The organism is Stenotrophomonas maltophilia group sp. RNC7 (assembly GCF_030910085.1).
Classification (GTDB): domain Bacteria; phylum Pseudomonadota; class Gammaproteobacteria; order Xanthomonadales; family Xanthomonadaceae; genus Stenotrophomonas; species Stenotrophomonas sepilia.
This window is the reverse complement of the sequence record NZ_JAVFVN010000528.1, coordinates 1-22,383: the sequence shown is the minus strand read 5'-3', so window position 1 is coordinate 22,383 and position 22,383 is coordinate 1. Positions and strand designations below refer to the sequence as shown.

The window sequence follows — 22,383 nt, the reverse complement described above, 5'->3', positions numbered from 1 at the left end:
CATGAGCACCCTGACCCGCCCCCTCACCTGGATCGCTGCAGCGGCACTGTCGGTGGCCAGCCTGCCGGCCATGGCCCTGCAGCCATTCAAGGCCGATTACCTGGCCAGCTACATGGGCATGCAGGCCAATGGCAGCATGACGCTGAGCAGCGAGGGAGCCAACAAGTGGCGCTACACGCTGCAGGTGAAGAACCAGCTGGCCGACCTGAGCCAGAGCACCGTGTTCGAAGAGGTGCGCGGCCAGCTGCGCCCGCTCAGCAGCCAGGACCGTTCGGCACTGCTGGTGAAGAAGCGCAATGTGCAGGCCAACTACAACTGGACCAGCAACCAGGCCACCTGGACCGGCGACATCAAGCCGGACCGTGCGGGCCCCATCGCGTTGAAGACGGGCGACATGGACGCGCTGCTGATCAACCTGGCGATCGCCCGCGACCTGGCCGCCGGCAAGCCGCTGACCTATCGCATGGTCGACGAAGGCCGCATCAAGAACATGACCTACCGCGTGATCGGCAAGGAATCGATCACCGTGGGCGGCAAGAGCTACGAGGCCACCAAGGTCTCGCGTGCCGACGGCAACAAGGAGCTGATCGCCTGGATCGTGCCGGAATTCCCGGTGCCGGCGCGCATGCTGCAGCGTGAGAGCGGCCGCGATGCGCTGGACCTGACCATCAAGGCGATGAACTGACCGGAGATCCACGTCATCCACGCATGGCGTGGATCTACTGGAAACCTGAAGTAGATCCACGCCATGCGTGGATGGACGCCCCGGGAAAAACGCCCGCTTTCGCGGGCGTTGTTCTTACTTCTTTTCCTCGGCCGCGGCCGGCTTGAACTCGGTGCGGCAGTCCACGCGGATCTGCTCGCCGGTGCTGCGCCAGACGAAGGTGCGGCAATGGCGGTTGCCGTCCTGGCTGTCGTTCACCGCGACCGCGTAGAACGATTCGATGATCTCGTCACGCGAGACCGTGCCGTCGCCGTTCCAGTCCATGTCCTTCTGCTCGATGCCCTGGGTGATGGCGATGTTGGCGTACCAGGCATATCCCAACCACGCCAGCACGATCAGCACCAGGGCCAGCAGCGCCTTGCGGCGCGGGCTGAACTTGCCGCGCAGGATCATGGCACGCGCCGGATGGTGGCGCCGAGCGAAGACAGCTTCTCTTCAATGTTCTCGTAGCCACGATCAAGGTGGTAGATGCGGTCGATGGTGGTCTCGCCGCTGGCCATCAGGCCGGCCAGGATCAGCGAGGCCGAGGCACGCAGATCGGTGGCCATTACCGGCGCACCGCTCAGGGTCTCGCTGCCACGCACGATGGCGGTGTGGCCTTCGACCTGGATGTCCGCGCCCAGGCGCAGCAGTTCGTTGACGTGCATGAAACGGTTCTCGAAGATCGTCTCGTTGATCACGCCGACGCCGTCGGCCACGCAGTTGAGCGCCATGAATTGCGCCTGCATGTCGGTCGGGAATGCGGGGTACGGCGCGGTGGTCAGGTTGACCGCCTTCGGCCGCTTGCCCTGCATGTCCAGGGTGATGGTGTCGTCGGTGGTCTCGATCTTCGCGCCGGCCTCGACCAGCTTGGACAGCACGGCATCCATGGTGTTCGGGCGCGCACGGTTCACCGTGACCTTGCCGCCGGTCATCGCCGCAGCGACCAGGAAGGTGCCGGTCTCGATGCGGTCGGGCAGCACTTCGTGACGGCCACCGGACAGGCGCTCGACGCCTTCGATGACCAAGCGGGCGGTGCCCAGGCCTTCGATCTTCGCGCCAAGGGCGATCAGGCAGTGCGCCAGATCGGTCACTTCCGGTTCCATCGCGCAGTTGTCGAGGACGGTGGTTCCTTCGGCCAGCACCGCGCCCATCAGCACATTCTCGGTCCCGGTGACGCTGACCATGTCGAAGGTGAAATGGCCGCCCTTCAGACGCTTGGCGCTGGCCTTGATGAAGCCGTTCTCGACCACGATCTCGGCACCCAGCGCCTGCAGGCCCTTGATGTGCTGGTCGACCGGACGCGAACCGATCGCGCAGCCGCCGGGCAGCGACACTTCCGCCGCACCGAAGCGGGCCAGCAGCGGGCCCAGCACCAGGATCGAGGCGCGCATGGTCTTGACCAGCTCGTACGGCGCAACGTGCTGGTTGACCGAACGCGGGTCGACCACGATCGCACTGCCACGCGACAGCGTGCCCTGGTCGATGGTGACCTTGGCACCCAGCTCGCCCAGCAGCTTCACCGTAGTGACCACGTCGTGCAGGTGCGGCACATTGGTGATCTCCACCGGCTCATCGGCCAGCAGGGTCGCGCAGAGGATGGGGAGGACGGCGTTCTTGGCGCCGGAGATGCTCACTTCACCGTGCAGCGCAGCGCCGCCGGTCACAACGATCTTGGCCATGTATTCGGGATCTTCTGCGGTTCAGCCGGCTTCGGCCGGGGTCACGGTTTTCAGTGCCAGCGCGTGGATCGCGCCGCCCATCAGGTCGCCCAGCGTGGCATAGACCATGCGGTGGCGGGCCAGCGGCATCTTGCCGGCGAAGGCCTCGCAGACCACGGTCGCTTCGAAATGCACGCCATCATCGCCCTGCACATCGGCGCGGGCGCCAGGCAGGCCGGTTTCGATCAGATTGCGGATGGTGTCGGCGTCCAACGGGCTTTCCTAATAAAATGTGCCTCCATTCTACTTCCGCTGCGTGGCGTCCGCATGGCCGAATCCCTGTTGCCCCCCCGTTCCGTCGACCCTGCCGGCCTGGTGGCCAGTGGCCGCCGCGTGTTCGAGATCGAGCGGCAGGCGCTGGATGCCGTCGCCGACCGCCTTGGCGAGGCCTTCCAGCAGGCCTGCGAGGCGATCCTGGCCAGCCGCGGCCGGGTGGTCGCCACCGGCATGGGCAAGTCCGGCCACATTGCCCGCAAGATCGCCGCCACCCTGGCCTCCACCGGCACACCGGCGTTCTACGTGCATCCCGGCGAAGCCGGCCACGGCGACCTGGGCATGATCACCGAAGCCGACGTGGTGCTGGCCCTGTCCTATTCGGGCGAGTCCGATGAGGTGCTGATGCTGCTGCCGGTGCTCAAGCGCCAGGGCAACGTGCTGATTTCCATGACCGGCCGCCCGCAGTCGAGCCTGGCCACCGCCGCCGACATCCACCTGGATGTAAGCGTGCCGGCCGAGGCCTGCCCGCTGGCGCTGGCGCCGACCTCCAGCACCACCGCCTCGCTGGCGATGGGCGATGCGCTGGCCGTAGCCCTGCTTGACGCACGCGGCTTCACCGCCGACGACTTCGCCCGCTCGCACCCGGCCGGCAGCCTCGGCCGTCGCCTGCTGCTGCACATCACCGATGTCATGCACACCGGCGAGGACCTGCCCAGCGTGAGCGCCGATGCCAGCCTCAGCGAGGCACTGGTGGAAATGAGCCGCAAGCGGCTCGGCATGACCGCCGTGGTCGACGCCGATGGCGTGCTGATCGGCCTGTTCACCGACGGCGACCTGCGCCGGGCGCTGGACAGCGCACTGGACGTGCGCACCGCGAAGATCGCCGATGTGATGACCCGCAACCCGCGCACCATCGGTGCCGACCAGCTGGCCGTAGAGGCCGCGCGGCAGATGGAGACCCAGAAAATCAACGGCCTGATCGTGGTCGATGGCCAGGGCCGTGCGGTCGGCGCCCTGAACATTCATGACCTGTTGCGGGCCCGGGTGGTTTAACCGACAGTCCGTAGACCCCATTCAGTCTGTAATGCCCCACACGCCCCCACCGAGCCTGATCGCCTGATGCCCTGGTCCCCGCTGCCCGCGTTCCCCGCCCACCTGCATGCCGCTGCGGCCCGCGTCCGCCTGGCCTGCTTCGACGTGGACGGTACCCTCACCGACGGTCGGCTGTACTACGACAAGGACGGCAACGAGAGCAAGGCGTACTTCGTGCAGGACGGTCTGGGCCTGAAACTGCTGCAGCAGCACGGCATCCACCCCGTGCTGATCACCGCGCGCAACAGCCAGTCCGCGCTCAAGCGCGGCGCCGACCTCGGCATCGACACCCAGATCGCCGTGGGTGACAAGCTGGCCAGCGTGCAGGCGCTGTGTGCGCAGCATGGCATCGGCCTGGAGCAGGTGGCCTTCATGGGCGACGACCTGCCGGACCTGGCGCCGCTGGGCGCGGTCGGGCTGGCGGTGGCGCCAGCCAACGCCCACCCGTGGATCGCCGAGCGCGTGCACTGGCAGACCCGCGCCGATGGCGGACGTGGCGCCGCCCGTGAACTGTGCGACATCCTGCTGGCCGCCCAGGGCCATGTGGACGCGGTGCTGGCGAGGTTCGGCGCATGAACCTGCCCACCCTGAACTGGCGCACCGTGCTCGGCATCGGCCTGCTGCTGGCGGCCCTGCTCAGCAGCTGGGCCGCCCTGCGCAACCGTGACAAGGGCCCGGCCACTGCCGGCCAGGACGCCGGCGTGGACTACATCCTGCACGACTTCCAGATCGTCGCACTGGATGAGCAGGGCAAGGAATCGACCACCCTGCGCGCACCGCGGCTGGAACGGCAGCGCGGCGACCAGACCATCAACATCGCCACCCCACTGTTCGAGATGCCGGACAAGGATGGCAAGCACTGGACCCTGCGCGCCGAGACCGGCTGGCTCAGTGCCAAGGGCGACGAGATGAAGCTGCGCGGCAATGTCGCTGGCGACAGTCCGGCCGATCCGGGCGTGGTGCCGACCACGTTCCGCACCGACCACCTGGATGTGTTCCCGAAGGAAAACCGTGCCCGCACCGATGCGCGGGTCACCATGACCCGTCCCGGCATGGAACAGTCCGGCGTCGGCTTCGAGGTGGATTCGAAGAACAACACGTATCATTTCCTCAGCCAGTCCAAGGGCCGTTACACGCCCCGACGCTGATTCCGCCACCCTCCTGCGACGTCCCCGGACCGGCGCAAGGAAGGCGGCCCACCCACCCGCCGCCGGTTTCCCGGACGGCCCCACCGGTAGAACGGACCCCGATGAAGATCCCCTTTGCAGCCGTACTCGCGCTCGGTCTCCTGGTTCCCAGCGCTGGCTTTGCCAAGTCCACTGATCGCAACGAGAACATGAACATCGACTCGGGCGCCCAGTCGGGCGTGCTCACCGGCGATGGCAAGACCGTGCTCTCGCAGGGCGTGACCGTTACCCAGGGCACGCTGGACATCCGCGCGTCCGAAGCGGAGATCTACCTCAAGGACGGCGAGGCCGTGCGTGCGGTATTCACCGGCAAGCAGGCCACGATGAAGCAGCAGCTCGACGACGGCACCTGGATGGACGCGGTGGCTGATCGCATCGACTACGACATCAAGACCGAGATCATCACCCTGACCGGCAGCTACAAGGTCACCAGCGCGCGCGGCACCAATGCCGGCCAGCGCATGGTCTACAACACCCGCACCGGGGAGATGAACTCCGGTGGCGATGGCAGCCGCGTGCGCACTGTCATTCCGCCGAAGAACAAGAACGCGGCGGCACAGCCGGCCGCCGCACCCAAGGCGGCGGCTCCTGCCAGCGCGCCGGCCAGGCCGGCGGGGAGCAAGAAGTAATGCTCGTCGCCAAGGGCCTGCGCAAGCGCTACAAGCAGCGCGAAGTCGTCAAGGACTTCGGGCTGACCCTCGACGCCGGTGAAGTGGTCGGCCTGCTCGGCCCCAACGGTGCCGGCAAGACCACCTGCTTCTACATGATCGTCGGCCTGGTCGCCGCCGATGCAGGCAGCATCGTGCTCGACGGCAAGGACATCACCAGCGACCCGATGTACACCCGTGCCAAGCAGGGCGTGGGCTACCTGCCGCAGGAGCCGTCGGTGTTCCGCAAGCTGACCGTGGCCGACAACCTCCGCCTGGTGCTTGAACTACGCGAAGACCTGGATTCGGCCGGCCGCGAGCGCGAATTGAACAGCCTGCTCGACGAGCTGCAGCTGGGCCATGTCGCCGACCAGCTCGGTGCCAGCCTGTCCGGTGGCGAACGTCGTCGCTGCGAGATCGCCCGCGCACTGGCCGCGCAGCCGCGCCTGATCCTGCTCGACGAACCGTTTGCCGGTGTCGACCCGATCTCGGTGGGCGAAATCCAGCGCATCGTCACCCATCTCAAGCAGCGTGGCATCGGCGTGCTGATCACCGACCACAACGTGCGCGAGACCTTGGGAATCTGCGACCGCGCGTATATCCTCGCCGAGGGCACCGTGCTGGCCCAGGGCTCGCCGGAGGCGATCCTGGACAACGCTGACGTACGTCGCGTCTACCTTGGGGATTCCTTCAAGCTGTGACCGCAGGTGCTGGGTCCCTTTCCTTCCATTCGGCACAGGCATGAAGACTCGGCTGCAGACATCGTTGGGACAGCAGCTGGTGCTCACCCCCCAGCTGCAGCAGGCGATCAAGCTGCTGCAGATGTCCACGACCGAGCTGGAGCTTGAAATCGCCCAGGCCGTGGAAAGCAATCCGCTGCTGGACTGGGCCGACAGCAACGACAGCAGTGCCGCCAATGAAGGCGGCGACAACACGGACGCCGACACGCCGGCCGAACGCACCGACAATGGCGACGACTGGGCACCGGCCGAGCTCGACTGGAGCGCTGCCGGCAGTGGCGGCAGCTTCGACGATGATGATGACACCGGCAGCGCCGCCGAGCGCGTGGCCGAAACCGAGACGCTGGCCGACCACCTGCTGTGGCAGCTGCACCTGTCGCATCTTTCCATGCATGACCGCAGCATCGGCGCTGCGCTGATCGATGCGTTGGACGACGACGGTTACCTGCGCGAACCGCTGGCCACCATCGCCGAAACCCTGCTGCCGTCGGTCCATGCCGATGAGGATGAAATCCTTGCGGTGCTGCATCGCATCCAGCGCTTCGACCCGGTCGGCGTTGCCGCACGCACGCTCGGCGAATGCCTGCAGCTGCAGCTGGATGTGTTGCCTGGCGACACCGCGGGCCTGGCGCTGGCGCGGCAGATTGCCGCAGGCCCGCTGGAACGGCTGCCACGCAGTGGCGTCGCCGGTCTGGCCCATGAACTGAAACAGCCGCTGGATGAGGTCGAGACGGCGGTCGCCCTGCTGCGCTCGCTGGACCCGCGTCCAGGGACCCAGATCGCGCCGCTTTCGCAGGATACCTACGTGGTGCCCGACGTGGTGGTGTGGCGGCAGAACGGCATCTGGCGCGCGGCGCTGGCCGCCCATGCCGGGCCGAAGGTGGTGATCCACCGTGGCTACGAACAGCTGATCCGCCGCTGTGGCGAGGCCGACGCCGGCTACCTGCGTGGCCAGCTGCAGGAGGCGCGCTGGCTGCTGAAGGGCCTGCAGCAGCGCGGCGAAACCCTGCTGCGGGTGGTGCGCAGCCTGATCCTGCAGCAGGCCGGTTTCCTCGAGTTCGGCGAACAGGCGCTGCGTCCGCTGACCCTGCGCGAGATCGCCGCCGAGCTGGGCCTGCACGAGTCGACGGTGTCGCGCGCGATCGCCCGCAAGCATGTGCGCACGCCGCGCGGCACGCTGCCGCTGCGTGCCTTCTTCGCCTCGGGCATCGATACCGAAGGCGGTGGCGAGGCGTCCAGCACCGCCATCCAGGCGATGATCCGGCGCCTGATCGACGACGAAAATCCGCGCAAGCCGCTTTCTGACGCCAAGCTGGCTGACCTGCTCAAATCGTCGGGAATTCCAGTAGCGCGACGCACCGTGGCGAAGTATCGTGAAGCCATGAACATCTCCGCCTCGCACGAAAGGGTCAGAATCGCTTGACGCACCGCCGCGCCCGGCGGAGAGGTTCATTGGCACATCCGAACACAGGAGAAACCCGATGCGCATCGAAACGTTTGGCAAAGACGTCGAAGTCACCCCGGCCCTGCAGTCCTATGTGGAGGAGAAGCTGGCCCGGATCGGAAAACACTTCGACCAGCACTGCGAAGCGCGGGTGACCCTCAAGCTGCAGAAGACCGAACACCACGTCGACGCCAGCCTCAACATCCCGGGGCAGACCCTGCACGCCGAGGCCGGCGGCCAGACCATGTATGCCGCGATCGACCTGCTTGCGGACAAGCTTGACCGCCTGGTCATCAAGCACAAGGAGAAAAAACAGCAGCACGCACCGCTGCCGGTGGGCGACAATGGTGGCTGATCGCCACCGTTCCCCGCAGACATGCCCCTGACTGACCTCCTGGCGGCCGTGCAGACCCAGCTCTGCGCGGCCACCGACCGCGACAGCGTCCTGCAGGCCGCCGCCGGGTTGCTGGCCTGCCGCCAGGCCAATGCCGAACAGATCTATCTGAACCTGTGCCAGCGCGAAGCCCTGGGCAGCACCGCGATCGGCCACGGTATCGCCATCCCCCACGGCCGCGCGCCGACCCTGGACCGCCCCCGTGGCGCCCTGCTGCGTCTGGCGGCCCCGGTCGACTTCGGCGGCGATGAGCCGGTGGACCTGGTGTTCGCGATGGCCGTCCCGGCCCACTACACCCACCAGCACCTGATGCTGCTGTCCGAGCTGGCCGAGCTGTTTTCCGCGCCGGATATCCGCCAGGCCCTGCGTGAGGCCGGCGATGCCCGGGCCCTGCGCGAGGCGCTGGACATGACCCCACCTGCGAGCGCCGCATGAATACCAGCATCACCGCCCGTGAACTGTTCGAACAGCAGCGCGAGCGGCTGGGGCTACGCTGGGCCGCAGGCAAATCCGGTGAGAAGCGCGAGCTGGAGGCCGGCAATACCGTCTCGCGGCGTCCCTCGCTGGCCGGCTACCTCAACGCCATCTATCCCAACAAGGTGCAGATCCTGGGCACCGAGGAACTGTCCTGGCTGGATGCGCTGGAACCGCGCCAGCGCTGGGAGACCATCGAAAAGATCATGCAGTCGCACCCGCTTGCGCTGGTGCTGACCCGCAACCAGGCCTGCCCGGAAGACCTGCGCGCCGCCGCCGATGAATCCGGCACGCCGCTGTGGTTGTCGCCCAAGCGCGGCCACGAACTGCTCAACCACCTGTCCTACCACCTGGCGCGCACGCTCGCACCGAGGGTGATCCTGCACGGCGTGTTCATGGAGATCTATTCCATTGGCGTGCTGATCACCGGCGAGGCCGGGTCGGGCAAGAGCGAGCTGGCGCTGGAGCTGCTCAGCCGTGGTCACCGCCTGGTCGCCGACGACGCCCCCGAGTTCACCCAGATCGCCCCGGATGTACTCGACGGCACCTGCCCCGAACTGCTGCAGGACCTGCTGGAAGTGCGCGGCCTGGGCGTGCTGAACGTGCGCGAGATGTTCGGCGACACGGCTGTAAAGAAGAACAAGTACCTTCGGCTGATCGTCCACCTGACCAAGCCGATGACCGAACCCACCCCGCATGGCTACGAGCGTCTGACCGGCGACTCGGGCACCCGCCATGTGCTGGACCTGGACGTTCCGCTGATCACCCTGCCGGTGATGCCCGGCCGCAACCTGGCCGTGCTGACCGAAGCCGCCACCCGCCTGCACATCCTGCGCACCAAGGGCATTGATCCGGCGGCCATGTTCATCGCCCGCCACAGCAACCTGCTGGAACGGCGAACACCCTGATCCCCCTGCCCCTCGAAGAGCCTGTCCATGAGCACCGCAATCCCCACCGCCCCGACCCTGATCATCGTCAGCGGCCTGTCCGGCTCGGGTAAATCCGTCGCCCTGAAGACCTTCGAGGACCAGGACTACTACTGCTCGGACAACCTGCCGATCCACCTGCTGCCGGACTTCGTGCGCAGCCTGCTGGCCAACCACGACGGCAGCGCACCGCGCCGCCTGGCCGTAGGCATCGATGTCCGCGGCCAGGCCGACCTGAGCCAGCTGGGCGACTGGCGGCAGCTGGCCACCGACGCCGGCGTGGAAGTGAAGGTACTGTTCTTCGAGGCCAGCGACGAAACGGTGCTCAAGCGCTACGCCGACACCCGCCGTCGCCATCCGCTGAGCCAGCTGGGCCTGTCGCTGCCCGAAGCGATCGCCCGCGAGCGCGAACTGACCGCACCGTTGCGCCGCGAGGCCGATGCGGTGATCGATACCAGTACCCTCAACGTGCACCAGCTGCGGCGGCGGATCATCACCGAGTTCGCGATGGACCATGCCACCGGCCTGTCGCTGCTGTTCGAATCATTCGCCTACAAGCGCGGCGTACCGGCCGAGGCGGACTTCGTGTTCGATGCGCGGGTGCTGCCCAATCCACACTGGGACCCGGACCTGCGCGCGCTGAGCGGCCGCGAGCCGGGCGTGCGCGACTATCTGGAAGCACAGCCCGACGTGCAGCGTTACCTGGCCCAGCTGATGGATTTCCTGGATACCTGGCTGCCGAAACTGGGGGATGGCACCCGCAGCTACGTGACCGTGGCGTTCGGCTGCACCGGAGGCAAGCACCGCTCGGTGTTCCTGGCCGAGCGCATGGCCCGGCACGCCCGCGAGATGGGCTGGCAGGACGTGGCCACCTACCACCGCGAACAGGATTGAGGGTGGTCGGCCGGGCTGCGCCCGGCACCCGCCGGTCGTGCCGGCCGCTGGCCGGCAACAGCAACAGCAACAGCGGCATTTCGAGGGATGCGGGGCGGTGTGGGCTGCAGGACACGCCGTGGATGAATCCCGGTCAGGCATCGAAAAAACGGAAAGGGGCGGCCCCCTTTTCAACAGGAAAGGGCCCGGACCCGAGCAACGCTGAATACGGGACACAGTGCCCCTCATCTGCTGCTATCGCCAATTCACCTTGACCTGTTAACGTGCAGTAATGACCTGTGGCATTCTCCTCGTAACACATCCGGGGGTCGGGCCCGCCCTGCTTGAGGTGGCGACCCGGCTCCTGCGGCAATTGCCGCTGAAAACCGAAGCTTTCGAAGTACCGTTCGACGCAGACCTGGACGCCCTGCTCCCGCTCGCCTCGGCCGCCCTGCGGCGGGTCGATGCAGGGGATGGCGTGCTGATCCTGACCGACCTGTACGGCGCCAGCCCCGCCAACCTTGCCGGGCAGCTGGCCCGGCTGGGGACCCCGGTTCGCCGAGTGTCAGCGCTGAGCCTGCCGATGTTGCTGCGGGTGATGAATTATCCGGAACAGGGACTGGATCAACTGCCCGCCACAGCCGCGGCGGGTACCCGTAATGGAGCGATAGTCGACGATGCTTGAACGAGAACTCACCGTCAGCAACCGCCTGGGCCTGCATGCCCGGGCCACCGCCAAGCTGGTGCAGACCCTGGCGCCGTTCCGCTGCAACGTGACCATGGCCGCCAAGGGCCGTGAGATCAACGCCAAGAGCATCATGGGCGTGATGCTGCTGGCCGCCGGCCAGGGCACCCCGGTCACCGTGCGCATCAACGGCGAGGACGAAGCCGCCGCGATGGAAGCGGTGGTCGGCCTGTTCGAACGCCGCTTCGACGAGGACAGCTGAGCGTGCCGCGCGCACGCGCCAGCCAGGTCCTTTCCGGCCAACGGCCGGTACAGCTGCTGGCCGGCCACGGCGCCGCGCGCGGAACGGCGATGGGCCGGGCACGCGTGCGGCTGCCGCATGCGCTGGAGGTGGCCGAGCAGCGCGTGGCCGCCCACCAGGTCGAGGCCGAACTGGCGCGCCTGCACCGGGCGCTGGATGCCGCGCGTACGGAAATGCACGAGCTGCGCCAGCGCCTGCATGGCGCCCTGAACCAGGAAGTGGGCGAGTTCCTCGACCTGCACGCGCTGCTGCTGGACGACCCCGAGCTGCTGCACGGCCTGGACGAGCTGATCCGCAGCGGCCCGTACAGCGCCGGCTATGCCTTGCGCCTGCAGCGCGACCGCCTGGCCAAGGTCTTCGATGGCATGGACGATGCCTATCTGAAGAGCCGCATGGACGATCTCGACCATGTGATCGGGCGCATCCACGCCTTCCTGCAACCCGAACGGCCGTCGGCGGTGAAAGGCCTGGCCGGCGAGATCCTGGTCTGCGACAACATCGCCCCCTCCGAGCTGGCGCAGCTGCAGGCACAGGGCGTGGTCGGCATCGTCACTGCCGCCGGCAGCGCGCTGTCGCACAGCGCGATCCTGGCGCGCAGCCTGCACCTGCCCCTGATCGTCAACGTGCCGCAGCTGCTCAGCCGCATCGCCGATGGCGATGTGCTGATCATCGATGGCGCCGACGGCAGCATCACCGTCAACCCGCAGGCCGACAACCTGCGGGACTACCGCGTCCGGCTGAAGGAGCACGCGCGCGAGCAGCGCGAGCTCGGCCGCCTGCGCAGCAAGCCCAGTCGTACCCGCGACCAGGTCGACATTGCCCTGCTGGCCAATGCCGAATCGCTGGAAGACGTGACCCAGGCGCATGCACTGGGCGCACAGGGGCTCGGCCTGTACCGCACCGAATTCCTGTTCCTGCAGCGCAATGAGCTGCCGGACGAAGAAGAGCAGTTCCAGACCTACCGCGATGCCGCGCTGGGCATGAGCGGGCGGCCGGTCACCATACGCACGCTGGACCTGGGCGCGGACAAGGCCGACCGTACCGGCCTGACCCTGAGCAACGAAGAGAACCCTGCACTCGGCCTGCGCGGGGTGCGCCTGTCGCTGGCACGGCCGAAGGTGGCCGACACCCAGCTGCGCGCGATCCTGCGCGCGTCTGCGTACGGCAAGCTGCGCGTGCTGGTGCCAATGGTCAGCACCCGCGAGGAGCTGCTGGCCGTGCGCCGGCGCATGCTCAAACTGACCGAACAGCTGCGCGGCGAAGGCCACATGGTGTCCGACCATGTACCGCTGGGCGCGATGATCGAAGTCCCCGCCGCTGCGCTGGCGCTGGAGAGCTTCATCGACCTGGTCGATTTCCTGTCGATCGGCACCAACGATCTGGTGCAGTACCTGCTGGCTGCCGACCGCAACAACGAGGCGCTGGGCGAGTTGTATTCACCGCTGCACCCGGCCGTGCTGCGGCTGCTGCAGATGGTGATCGAGACCGGCGCGCGCCACCGCGTCCCGGTGGCGGTCTGCGGCGAGATGGCCGGTGATGCCCGGATGACCCCGCTGCTGCTGGCGCTGGGCCTGAGCGAGTTCAGCCTGCACCCCGGTACGTTGCTGGAGGTACGCCGTGCGATACGCGAAGCCGACCTGTCCGTGCTGCGCGCGCGCGCGCCGAAGCTGCTGGCCGCGCGCGACCGCCGCGCCATCGAACGCTGGCTGGCGCTGGTGGCGGAAACGGCCTGAGCGCCTAGGGTGGTGCCATCCGGCGGCTATGCGCTGAAACATCGCCTTGCGATAATGACGCGCTGAACACCCCTGTTGCCGCATCCTTGCCGGGATCGCGGCTTTTCTTATCCCGCGGGAGCTGCGATGGCTGAAGCTGTACGCCACGACAAGACTGCGCGCCAACTGCGGATGCTGTCCGATGCACTGGACAGCGGCCGGCTGGGCCCGGTACGTCGCCTGGTCAACACCCTGGCCCCGGCCGAGATCGGCAACCTGCTTGAATCGCTGCCGCCGGGCAAGCGCGAGGTGGTGTGGGGCCTGGTCGATCCTGAAGACGACGGCGAGGTGCTGGTCCACGTCGGCGAGGACGTGCGCGAAAGCCTGCTCGCGGACATGGACCCGGACGAGATCATCGCCGCGGTCGAAGACCTGGACATCGACGATCTGGCCGACCTGGTCGAAGACCTGCCGGATACGGTCATCGATGAAGTCCTCAAGTCGATGGACCGCGAGAACCGCGAGCGGCTGGAACAGGTGTTGTCCTATCCCGAGGACAGCGCCGGCCGCCTGATGAACCCGGACGTGGTGACCGTGCGCGCCGACGTCAACGTCGACGTCGTGCTGCGCTACCTGCGCCTGCGCGGCGAATTGCCGGACCACACCGACCACCTGTTCGTGGTCAGCCGGCGGCACCAATATCTCGGCCGGGTGTCGCTGGCGGCACTGGTGACCCACGAGGACACCACCCCGATCAACCGCCTGATCGACGACGAGCAGCCGGCCATCGACGTCGGCGAGAGCGACCAGGAAGTGGCACGGCAGTTCTCCGACCATGACTGGATCTCTGCACCGGTAGTGGACGAGAACAACATCCTCGTTGGCCGCATCACCATCGATGACGTGGTCGACATCATCCGCGGCCAGGCCGAGCACCAGGCGCTGGGCGCCGCCGGCCTGGACGAGGACGAGGACCTGTTCAGCCCGGTCTGGCGCGCCATGCGCCGCCGCCTGATGTGGCTGTCGATCAACCTGTGCACGGCCTTCCTGGCCTCCAGCGTGGTCGGCCACTTCGAGGGCACGATCGACAAGCTGGTGGCGCTGGCGGTGCTGATGCCGATCGTGGCCGGCCTGGGCGGCAATGCCGGCACCCAGGTGCTGGCGCTGATGGTGCGTGGCCTGGCGTTGGGCCAGGTGGGCGCCTCCAACGCGCGCACGCTGCTGTGGAAGGAAGTGCGGGTGGCCGCGCTCAACGGCCTGCTGCTCGGCTCGATACTGGGGCTGATCGTGCTGCTCTGGTTCCACTCGCCCGGACTGTCGGCGGTGATCGCCATCGCGCTGACCTGCAATCTGCTGTTCGCGGCACTGGCCGGCGTGCTGGTGCCGCTGACCCTGAAACGCTTCGGCTTCGACCCGGCGCTGGCCAGTGGCATCTTCCTGACTGCCGTGACCGACTCGATGGGCTTCTTCACCTTCCTCGGCCTGGCCACGCTGGTGCTGCTGCACTGATCCCTGCCGGGCCGGATCCCCGCAACGCGGAGCTCCGACCCACACCAAGACCCAGGGTCGGATCCCCGCAGCGCGGGGCTCTGACCCGATTCCAACTGGACCCTCATGGCCACCACGATCGAAAACTATTTCCAGCCCGGCTGGCGCGACCAGCAGCACACCTGCCCAGCCTGCGAATGGAAGGGCAGCTCGCGTGCCATGGAGATGGAGCTGGACGAGGACGCCACCGAGTACGACTGCCCGGTCTGCGAAAACCCGTTGCTGGTGGTGCTGCACCCGGACATGGCGCAGGTGCAGGCCGCCGCCGCCAGCGGCAATGCCGAAGCCCAGGAACAGCTGGACATCATCGCCAGCTTCCCGCGCCCGCAGTGATGCGGCGCATGATGCCGCGTTGACCTGCGGCGGACTAGGATGCGACTGAACCCACCGCTCCGGGAACGTCGATGGTCCGTACGATGATGCGCTGGCTGCCGATGCTGGCGATCCTGATGATGGCCGGCTGCGCCTCGCACCCGGACAGCGCACGTGGCCGCTTCGAATCGCGTGCGGTGAAAGTGGATGGCCGTACCGCCTATTACCAGGTGTTCATTCCGGCAACCGCGGCGCGCACGCCTGGCGCGCTGCCGGTGGTGCTGTTCCTGCATGGATCCGGCGAGCGTGGCGGCGACGGCATCAAGCAGACCCATGCCGGGCTGGGGCCGCACCTGCGCAGGCACGCGGCCGACTTCCCCGCGTTGGCCGTATTCCCGCAGGTGCCGGGCCGCCAGGAATGGAGCGGGCGCAACAACCGCGTTGCGCTGGCCGCCCTGGACGCCACCATCGCCGAGTTCGGTGCCGATCCCTCGCGGCAGTACCTGACCGGGATGTCGATGGGCGGCTATGGCAGCTGGAACATCGCGCTGGATCAACCCGGGCGCTTCGCCGCGATCGTGCCGGTATGCGGCGCAGTGCTGGCGCCGCGTGCGGTGCGTCCGACCCTGTTCGTCGAACAGGTGGCCCAGGAATCCGATCCGTATGCCGTGATCGCCAAGCGGCTTCGGCACACACCGATCTGGATCTTCCATGGTGCGCTGGATGACGTGGTGCCGCCGGATGACGACCGCCGGCTGCACGCCGCATTCCAGAACGCCAACGCGCGTGACGTGCGCTACACCGAATACCCCGAAGGCAACCACAATGCCTGGGACGCAACGTACGCCGACCCGGCGATGTGGGAGTGGCTGTGGGAGCAACACAACCGATGAGCTAGGCCAAACCTAGCTCTTCTATGAAGGTGGCAAAGGAAGGACTGAATTTAACCGCTTGATCTGACCTCAAGAGCGGGAAAAGCTCCTGCCCATGCCGAATCTCGCTGTAATCATATCCCTTTTCAAAAAGCTTCTTTAATTCAGATTTTCCGTCGGTAGATTCGTAGCGCTTCTGGCGACCAACCTTCTTAAGATAAACCTTCTTCGTACTCAAGTAAGCGACATCTGCAAGGATCCAATTCTCCAACATCCGATCTGCAACGAATATACAGACATCATCCCCATAACCCGAATCACGAATCCTCGCCTCGCAGCTCAACTTAAACTCAGAGCAATGGATTTTCCTATCTTCCAAGTCCGTAACTATTGCGATCTTTTCACAACCAAATTTACGCAACTGCTCAATTTGCTTCTTGGCTCCCGAGATAATTGCCTCATCGGATACCAAATGCCCCCTTGGCCCATCCGATCGGTAAACCCTAACACCGGTTCTGTAGCGAGCCTTAAATGCGGCGTAATCACCTTCCCCATCGACAATTATCCCTATCATCAAAACCCCCCGGTCACACCACCAAACTCGCCACTTATCCAAATATCCCCGAGGCCAAAGGTAGATTCAGAGAGAATCCTCTCTATCTCTTCCTTATTTTCCACCGAGTTCATCACTGTCTCACCATCAACTTGGTGAACCACCCTGAGCTCATCCACAACCAATGAATTCAGCACTGTTACACTGTGAGTCGATAGCACTACCGATGTATTGTCAGAGCTAGCCTGCTGCCTTGCGAGTGATATGAATCTCTGCTGCATCCACGGATGCATAAAATTTTCCGGCTCTTCAAGTAGGACCACCCTTGTGGTCGGAACCAAGAGCGCCACCAGCAGGCAAAGCCATTTAAAGGTTCCATCAGACATTTCCTGCGGGCGAAACAAACTCCCCCCGCAACCGAATACGACAAATCTCCTTCCCGATGATGGATCTATCTGAGTTCCAATGGAATCGATAGAGGGAATGGCAGCCTGTACGTGCTCCAAAATTACGGGAAGTGGATTATTTTTCTGCCCCAGAGGAGATGAGTACTCAGACCAGTGATGAGCATAGTAATAAGTGGTACCCGGATATGGAGCCCCGCCTCTTCTTATTCTTGAAAACTGTCTATTCTCAAGTGCTCCCACCACCTCGCTAACACCACCACCGTCCGGCCCCATTCTGACTACTGGCAACGGATCGACCGCTTGGCGGGCAACATCCGGAGATATATTGTATTCATCCAATGATGAAATATCGCGAAAGAAGCGCCTAAAATTCGCATGACAAAAAGACGCCTGAGCAATAAATGACGCATCCTGAGCGCCTTTCTTTGCTTCCTGCAGAACCTCTTGAAACTTCTCAGAAACAGTCGAAACAACCTCAGACTTCTTGAAAGAACTACCAACCCAGTAGCTGGATTCAAATAGTCTTTTTGTTATCAGATCTTCCGAAACAATTTCAAACTTAGGCCGCACAGCGCCTGCTGAAGTTCGAGTAACCTCAGCCTTCAAGACATCCTCTTTGCCCTCAGAAGATAGAGCAACAATCCGCACCACTTCCTTTCTAACGTGTACAAAGCCGCCTTCTTCAGACTGCGAGACAACCACATCCCAGAAAAGAAAAAATGTTGCCTGCTTACCCTTGAACAGAGAATGGTCTAAGACATAATGCACAGAGAATTCTATTGAATTCTCACCTCGACGAAAATTGCGGGATGGACCACCGGCCTTCGCCATTGCTAAAGAGGCCCCACTCGTAACGATGTTCGAAAGGAATTTTAGAGCATGAAGGATATTAGTTTTCCCGGACCCGTTGGATCCAACAATGACGTTTAGCCCATTCTTAATAGGGAAAACAATTTCCTTAATCGACCTAAAGTTTCTGATGTAGATGTTTGCCAGCATATTCTTCCTTGTTCAGCCACATCCAACAATTAAAACCCGATTAACCAAATCATAGTATCAGCCCAGCAGCGTTTCCAGCACGGCCATGCGCACCGCGACGCCGTTGGCGACCTGGCGCAGCACCCACGATTGCGGGCCATCGGCCACGTCGTCGGTCACTTCCACGCCGCGGTTGATCGGACCCGGGTGCAGTACCGCAGCGTCCTTGCCGGCACGCGCCAGGCGCGCGCGGGTCAGGCCGTACTGCGCGTGGTACTGCTCCAGCGACGGCACCAGGCCTTCTTCCATGCGCTCGCGCTGCAGGCGCAGCATCATCAGCGCGTCGACGCCTTCCAGCATCGCGTCGAAATCATCGCCGACCACGCAGCCCTTCAGGGTCTCGTCGTCCGGCAGCAGCGACTGCGGGCCGCACACGCGGATCTCACCCACGCCCAGCGTGCGCAGCGCATGCAGGTCGGTACGGGCCACGCGTGAGTGCTTCACATCGCCGACGATCACCACCTTCAGCTTCGAGAAATCCGGGCCCTTGGCCTGGCGCAGGGTCAGCATGTCGAGCAGACCCTGGGTCGGGTGCGCGCTGCGGCCGTCGCCGGCATTGATCAGCGCGGTGCCCTCGCCCGCGGCGTCGGCCAGCGCGGCCACGGCGCCGTCATCGGGGTGTCGCACCACGAAGCCGCGCACGCCCATTGCTTCCAGGTTGCGCAGCGTGTCGCAGGCGGTTTCGCCCTTGCGCGTGGACGAGGTCGAGGCATCGAAGTTCAGCACATCGGCCCCGAGGCGCTGCGCGGCCAGCTGGAACGAGCTGCGGGTGCGCGTGGACGGCTCGAAGAACAGCGTGCACACCGCCGAACCAGCCAGCACGTGGCGCTTGTTGCCGACACGGCCGACTGCGGCGTCGCGGATCTGCCCTGCCCGATCGAGCAACTGCAGCAGGGTTTCGCGCGGCAGGCCCTCCAGGGTCAGCAGGTGGCGCAGGCGTCCGGAGGCATCGATTTGCTGGGCAGTCATGGCGGGAGTCGTGCAGTCAGGGAATGGGGGTGGCGTCGTCGGGAGACGACAGCCAGCGGTCGATGATCACCGCCGCGGCCACGGCGTCGAGGGCGGCCGCATCACGGCGACGCTTGCGCCCTTCGGCGCGCTCGACGGCGAAACGGCGGGCCGCCTCGACCGAGCTGGAACGCTCGTCGATCATCACCACCGGCAGCTTGAAGCGTTCCCGCAGCTGGCGGGCAAAGCCCTGCGCACGCTTGCGGTTGGGCTGGTCCTGGCCGTCCAGGGTCAGCGGGTCGCCGACCACCAGGCCATCGGGCTTCCATTCCTTGAGCAGTCGTTCGATCGCGGTCCAGTCCGGGCCGTTGCCGTGCACATCGACCACCGCCACCGCGCGCGCATGCGCGGCGAAGGCACTGCCGATGGCCACGCCGATGCGTCGCGAGCCAACATCAAAACCCAGGACCGTGCCGTCGCGACGGATGGCCGGCGCAGCAGGAACCGGGGCGGGCGTGATGGGCTCAGACATGGCCGCTGTAGTCGGTCAGCCGGAACAGGTCCACGCCGATGCGCGAAGCCGCCCCCTGCCAGCGCTGCTCCAGCGGCAGCTGGAACACCAGCTCGGCATCGGCCGGCACGGTCAGCCAGCTGTTCTCGGACAGCTCGCTTTCCAGCTGCCCTGCGCCCCAACCGGCACAGCCGAGGGTGACCACCGCATTGGCCGGGCCTTCGCCACGCGCCATCGCTTCGAGGATGTCGCGCGAGGTGGTCAGGTACAGGCCGTCGCCCACGGTCAGGCTGGAATCCCACGCGCGCGCGTCGTCGTGGATGACGAAGCCGCGTTCGGGATGCACCGGACCGCCATTGAGCACCATGCGCGCCTGCAGCTCGCCATCACCGGTGGTGATGTCCATCTGCGCAAGCACTTCACCCAGCGTGTATTCGGAAGGCTGGTTGACCAGTACGCCCATCGCCCCGTTCTCGTCGTGCTGGCAGATCAGCGCGACGCTGCGGGCAAAGGTCGCGTCGAGCAGCGACGGCAGCGCGACGAGCAGGTGATCGGCAAGGGAGGTCGGCATTACAGGCATGGGCCCATTCTACCTGCTGGGGGCGGGATGGTCGCGCGATGGCGCCGAACCGCGATGGGCTAGGATGGTGCTTTGCCACGGAAGGTCATTAGATGCAGTCTTCATCGCCCCTGACCCTGCCGGCACGCAGCGCCATCGTCCTGATCGCCCTGCTGCAGGGCCTGATGCTGTACGCCGCGCAGGAGCTGTCCGATGCCTGGCCCTTCCGCGATATCGGCTGGCGCTACTGCTGGTACGCCTGGGTGCTGGCCATTCCCAGCGCGGTGGCGCTGAGCCTGGTCGAGCTGGGCCAGCGCCGCCTGTGGCTGCAGGCCGTGCTTGGCTCGACGGTGGTGCTGGCGCTGGCCGGCTGGATCGGCTGGAACCTCAATGGCGAAACCGCACTGGAATCGGGCGCGCTGCAGTTTCCGTTGACCCTGGGCATGGGCGTGGCGGTGTTCGTGGCCCTGCCCTGGTGGCAGTTCCAGCTGCAGCATGGGCACTGGCGCGCCAGCTACCCCGAGTTGTTCGAGCGCGCCTGGCAGAACGGTTTGACCCTCGCTTTGGCGGCGCTGTTCACCGGGCTGACCTGGCTGCTGCTGTGGCTGTGGGCAGCGCTGTTCCAGCTGCTGGACGTGAATGTCTTCCGCGACCTGTTCCGGCAGGACGCTTTCATCGCACTGGCCACCGGCACCCTGGCCGGGTTCGGCGTGCTGATCGGGCGCACCCAGCACCGTGCGATCCAGATCACCCGCCAGGTGCTGTTCGCGATCTGCCGCGGGCTGCTGCCGCTGCTGTCGTTCATCGCCGTATTGTTCGTGCTGAGCCTGCCGCTTACCGGGCTGGAACCGCTGTGGAAGACCCGTTCGGCCGCCAGCCTGCTGGTGGTGGTGTCGCTGCTGCTGGTGACGTTCACCAATGCGGTCTACCAGCAGGGGGAAGACAGTGTCTCCTACCCTCTGGTGCTGCGCAGGCTGGTCGAAGCCAGCCTGCTGACACTGCCGGTTTACGCCGCGCTGGCACTGTATGCATTGGGCCTGCGCGTGGCGCAGTACGGCTGGACCCTGGATCGCTTCTGGGCGGTACTCGTCGCATTGGCCACGGCCGGCTATGCCGTGGGCTACGCGCTGGCGGTGCTGCGCCGGCAGCGCCGCTGGCTGCAGATGCTGGAGCCGGTCAACCGCTGGATGTGCTGGGCGGTGCTGGCACTGGCCCTGCTGGGCAACTCGCCCCTGCTGGACCCGGTGCGGCTGACCCTGTCCAGCCAACTGGAGCGGCTGCGCGCGGACCCGCCGGCGATCACCAGCAGCGACGTCAACGTGCTGCGCTTCGATCTGGGGCGCCGTGGCGTGCAGGCGCTGCGCGAACTGCAGCGCGATCCGGCCATCACCGCTGATGCCAACGCGCCACAGGTGATCGCTGCAGCACTGGCACGCACCTCACGCTGGGACGACGGCCATCGCCTCGATAAGGGGCCGCAGGACGTCGCCGCGCTTCAGCGCGTGCTGAAGCTGGCCAAGGGATCCAGTTCGCCACCGGACGACTGGTGGAAAGCTCTGGCCACCCGATCGATCAATGGCGAATCCTGCGCCCAGAGCGAGCGCGACTGCCTGATCGTGCATCGCGACCTGGACGGCGATGGTACCGGCGAGGTGCTGCTGTGCGAGCTGAACACCCACCGTGGACCGGACTGCGTACTGTACGCACGTGGCAAGGATTCGCAGTGGCGCCGGGCCGGTGCGCTGTTCGGCACCGTCAGCGGCCAGGCCGAGACGATCAACCAGGCCCTGCGTGACGGCAGACTCACGCTCATTCCACCGCGCTGGCCGATGCTGTCCATCGGCGGGCACCCTGCGGTGGCCATCGATCCCGAATCCGAATCCGATTCCAACGAGCCTTCCCCATGAGCGGCTACTGCCTCATCGCCCCGGGCCATCCGGTGCACGACTATTACCACGCCAACGAGTACGGCTTCCCGCAGCGTGACGAGCGCGAGCTGTTCGAGCGACTGGTGCTGGAAATCAACCAGGCCGGCCTGAGCTGGGAAACGATCCTGAAGAAGCGCGAGGGCTTCCGCGCGGCCTACGACGGCTTCGATGTCGACCGCGTAGCGGCGTATGCCGAGCAGGACATCGAGCGCCTGCTGTCGGACGCGGGCATCATCCGCAACCGGCTGAAGGTGCTGGCGGCGATCCACAACGCGCAGGTGATCCAGCAGCTGCGGGCCAGCCATGGCAGCTTCGCGGCGTGGCTGGATGCGCACCACCCGCGCAGCAAGGCCGACTGGGTGAAGCTGTTCAAGAAGACGTTCCGCTTCACCGGCGGCGAGATCACCGGCGAATTCCTGATGAGCCTGGGCTACCTGCCCGGTGCGCACGCCGAGGACTGCCCGGTGCACGCGCGGCTGTTGACGCTGTCGCCGCCGTGGCTGCAGGCCACCAGGTAGTGCCGGCCGCTGGCCGGCAGCCTCAGGGCACGGTCACCGCAGGCGCATAGAGATCGGCAATGCGCGGAATGAAC

General features: G+C 65.8%; 27 protein-coding genes. 19 read left to right on the top strand and 8 right to left on the bottom strand.

All coding sequences use genetic code 11. The features are described 5' to 3' along the window. The first annotated feature begins 1 nt into the window (after position 1). On the top strand, positions 2–685 hold the full coding sequence (locus RCF13_RS10300; protein ID WP_005415565.1) for a DUF3108 domain-containing protein: 684 nt from the start codon (positions 2–4) through the stop codon (positions 683–685). Positions 686–799: 114 nt separating this feature from the next. On the opposite strand, the gene RCF13_RS10295 is transcribed toward RCF13_RS10300, so the two are convergent. Genes RCF13_RS10295 through RCF13_RS10285 form a run of 3 tightly spaced genes read right to left on the bottom strand, consistent with a single transcriptional unit; the run spans position 800 to position 2,637 of the window. Beyond that, positions 800–1,117: a hypothetical protein gene (locus tag RCF13_RS10295; RefSeq protein WP_032957609.1), complete on the bottom strand. Its 318-nt coding sequence runs from the start codon at positions 1,115–1,117 to the stop codon at positions 800–802. Beyond that, positions 1,114–2,385, bottom strand: coding sequence for a UDP-N-acetylglucosamine 1-carboxyvinyltransferase (gene murA, locus RCF13_RS10290; protein ID WP_134968817.1), 1,272 nt, complete (start codon positions 2,383–2,385; stop codon positions 1,114–1,116). The genes RCF13_RS10295 and murA overlap by 4 nt, the downstream gene beginning before the upstream one ends. 21 nt (positions 2,386–2,406) lie before the next feature. Beyond that, entirely contained in the window at positions 2,407–2,637 is a 231-nt protein-coding gene (locus tag RCF13_RS10285) for a BolA family protein (protein WP_005408396.1), read from the bottom strand. A 54-nt stretch (positions 2,638–2,691) separates the two neighbouring features. Between RCF13_RS10285 and RCF13_RS10280 the strand changes: the two genes are divergently transcribed. From RCF13_RS10280 to RCF13_RS10205, 16 genes are all read left to right on the top strand, one after another. Further along, the gene (locus RCF13_RS10280) at positions 2,692–3,693 is read left to right on the top strand and encodes a KpsF/GutQ family sugar-phosphate isomerase (protein ID WP_061479792.1); all 1,002 of its coding nucleotides are present in this window, start codon (positions 2,692–2,694) and stop codon (positions 3,691–3,693) included. A gap of 66 nt (positions 3,694–3,759) precedes the next feature. Further along, on the top strand, positions 3,760–4,308 hold the full coding sequence (locus RCF13_RS10275; protein ID WP_049415164.1) for an HAD hydrolase family protein: 549 nt from the start codon (positions 3,760–3,762) through the stop codon (positions 4,306–4,308). Beyond that, complete coding sequence (gene lptC, locus RCF13_RS10270) at positions 4,305–4,880, top strand: LPS export ABC transporter periplasmic protein LptC (RefSeq protein ID WP_005415560.1); 576 nt, start codon at positions 4,305–4,307, stop codon at positions 4,878–4,880. Before RCF13_RS10275 ends, lptC begins: the two co-directional genes overlap by 4 nt. A 101-nt stretch (positions 4,881–4,981) precedes the next feature. Then, entirely contained in the window at positions 4,982–5,548 is a 567-nt protein-coding gene (gene lptA, locus RCF13_RS10265; RefSeq protein WP_134968818.1) for a lipopolysaccharide transport periplasmic protein LptA, read from the top strand. Then, complete coding sequence (lptB, locus tag RCF13_RS10260) at positions 5,548–6,267, top strand: LPS export ABC transporter ATP-binding protein (RefSeq protein ID WP_005415558.1); 720 nt, start codon at positions 5,548–5,550, stop codon at positions 6,265–6,267. Before lptA ends, lptB begins: the two co-directional genes overlap by 1 nt. A 40-nt stretch (positions 6,268–6,307) precedes the next feature. Continuing rightward, positions 6,308–7,729 (top strand): RNA polymerase factor sigma-54, encoded by a 1,422-nt coding sequence (locus RCF13_RS10255; protein ID WP_134968819.1) that lies wholly within the window; start codon positions 6,308–6,310, stop codon positions 7,727–7,729. Positions 7,730–7,787: 58 nt separating this feature from the next. Continuing rightward, the gene (gene raiA / locus RCF13_RS10250; protein ID WP_005415556.1) at positions 7,788–8,105 is read left to right on the top strand and encodes a ribosome-associated translation inhibitor RaiA; all 318 of its coding nucleotides are present in this window, start codon (positions 7,788–7,790) and stop codon (positions 8,103–8,105) included. A 21-nt stretch (positions 8,106–8,126) separates the two neighbouring features. Beyond that, entirely contained in the window at positions 8,127–8,579 is a 453-nt protein-coding gene (locus RCF13_RS10245; RefSeq protein WP_061479789.1) for a PTS sugar transporter subunit IIA, read from the top strand. Beyond that, complete coding sequence (gene hprK / locus RCF13_RS10240) at positions 8,576–9,526, top strand: HPr(Ser) kinase/phosphatase (RefSeq protein WP_005408388.1); 951 nt, start codon at positions 8,576–8,578, stop codon at positions 9,524–9,526. The genes RCF13_RS10245 and hprK overlap by 4 nt, the downstream gene beginning before the upstream one ends. Positions 9,527–9,553: 27 nt before the next feature. Continuing rightward, the gene (gene rapZ, locus RCF13_RS10235; RefSeq protein ID WP_005415554.1) at positions 9,554–10,438 is read left to right on the top strand and encodes an RNase adapter RapZ; all 885 of its coding nucleotides are present in this window, start codon (positions 9,554–9,556) and stop codon (positions 10,436–10,438) included. 271 nt (positions 10,439–10,709) lie between these two features. Then, on the top strand, positions 10,710–11,102 hold the full coding sequence (locus RCF13_RS10230) for a PTS sugar transporter subunit IIA (RefSeq protein ID WP_019659454.1): 393 nt from the start codon (positions 10,710–10,712) through the stop codon (positions 11,100–11,102). Beyond that, complete coding sequence (locus tag RCF13_RS10225; protein WP_005408385.1) at positions 11,095–11,364, top strand: HPr family phosphocarrier protein; 270 nt, start codon at positions 11,095–11,097, stop codon at positions 11,362–11,364. Before RCF13_RS10230 ends, RCF13_RS10225 begins: the two co-directional genes overlap by 8 nt. A gap of 2 nt (positions 11,365–11,366) precedes the next feature. Continuing rightward, positions 11,367–13,136, top strand: coding sequence for a phosphoenolpyruvate--protein phosphotransferase (gene ptsP / locus RCF13_RS10220; RefSeq protein WP_061479788.1), 1,770 nt, complete (start codon positions 11,367–11,369; stop codon positions 13,134–13,136). Positions 13,137–13,262: 126 nt separating this feature from the next. Next, positions 13,263–14,624, top strand: a complete 1,362-nt coding sequence (mgtE, locus tag RCF13_RS10215; RefSeq protein ID WP_061479787.1) for a magnesium transporter — start codon at positions 13,263–13,265, stop codon at positions 14,622–14,624. 105 nt (positions 14,625–14,729) lie between these two features. After that, positions 14,730–14,996 carry a hypothetical protein gene (locus tag RCF13_RS10210; RefSeq protein ID WP_061479786.1) on the top strand — a complete coding sequence of 89 codons (267 nt, stop codon included), beginning with the start codon at positions 14,730–14,732 and terminating at the stop codon, positions 14,994–14,996. Between the two features lie 71 nt (positions 14,997–15,067). After that, positions 15,068–15,868: a prolyl oligopeptidase family serine peptidase gene (locus tag RCF13_RS10205; protein WP_134968809.1), complete on the top strand. Its 801-nt coding sequence runs from the start codon at positions 15,068–15,070 to the stop codon at positions 15,866–15,868. 1 nt (position 15,869) lies between these two features. Here RCF13_RS10205 and RCF13_RS10200 read toward each other — a convergent pair whose 3' ends face one another. From RCF13_RS10200 to RCF13_RS10180, 5 genes are read right to left on the bottom strand one after another with little or no spacing between them, the layout of a single operon-like run. Next, positions 15,870–16,421, bottom strand: a complete 552-nt coding sequence (locus RCF13_RS10200) for a DUF4276 family protein (RefSeq protein WP_134968808.1) — start codon at positions 16,419–16,421, stop codon at positions 15,870–15,872. Then, positions 16,421–17,806 (bottom strand): AAA family ATPase, encoded by a 1,386-nt coding sequence (locus RCF13_RS10195; RefSeq protein WP_134968807.1) that lies wholly within the window; start codon positions 17,804–17,806, stop codon positions 16,421–16,423. Before RCF13_RS10195 ends, RCF13_RS10200 begins: the two co-directional genes overlap by 1 nt. Before the next feature lie 57 nt (positions 17,807–17,863). Continuing rightward, positions 17,864–18,814: an aspartate carbamoyltransferase catalytic subunit gene (locus RCF13_RS10190; RefSeq protein ID WP_061479783.1), complete on the bottom strand. Its 951-nt coding sequence runs from the start codon at positions 18,812–18,814 to the stop codon at positions 17,864–17,866. Positions 18,815–18,830: 16 nt separating this feature from the next. Then, the gene (ruvX, locus tag RCF13_RS10185) at positions 18,831–19,325 is read right to left on the bottom strand and encodes a Holliday junction resolvase RuvX (RefSeq protein ID WP_049410643.1); all 495 of its coding nucleotides are present in this window, start codon (positions 19,323–19,325) and stop codon (positions 18,831–18,833) included. Beyond that, a complete protein-coding gene (locus RCF13_RS10180; RefSeq protein WP_058979385.1) occupies positions 19,318–19,884 on the bottom strand; it encodes a YqgE/AlgH family protein in 567 nt (188 codons plus the stop codon). The genes ruvX and RCF13_RS10180 overlap by 8 nt, the downstream gene beginning before the upstream one ends. A 92-nt stretch (positions 19,885–19,976) precedes the next feature. On the opposite strand from RCF13_RS10180, the gene RCF13_RS10175 reads away from it, so the two are divergent. Both RCF13_RS10175 and RCF13_RS10170 read left to right on the top strand, forming a co-directional pair. Then, entirely contained in the window at positions 19,977–21,770 is a 1,794-nt protein-coding gene (locus RCF13_RS10175) for a DUF4153 domain-containing protein (RefSeq protein WP_134968806.1), read from the top strand. Continuing rightward, positions 21,767–22,309, top strand: coding sequence for a DNA-3-methyladenine glycosylase I (locus tag RCF13_RS10170; protein WP_134956158.1), 543 nt, complete (start codon positions 21,767–21,769; stop codon positions 22,307–22,309). Before RCF13_RS10175 ends, RCF13_RS10170 begins: the two co-directional genes overlap by 4 nt. Positions 22,310–22,383 lie beyond the last annotated feature (74 nt).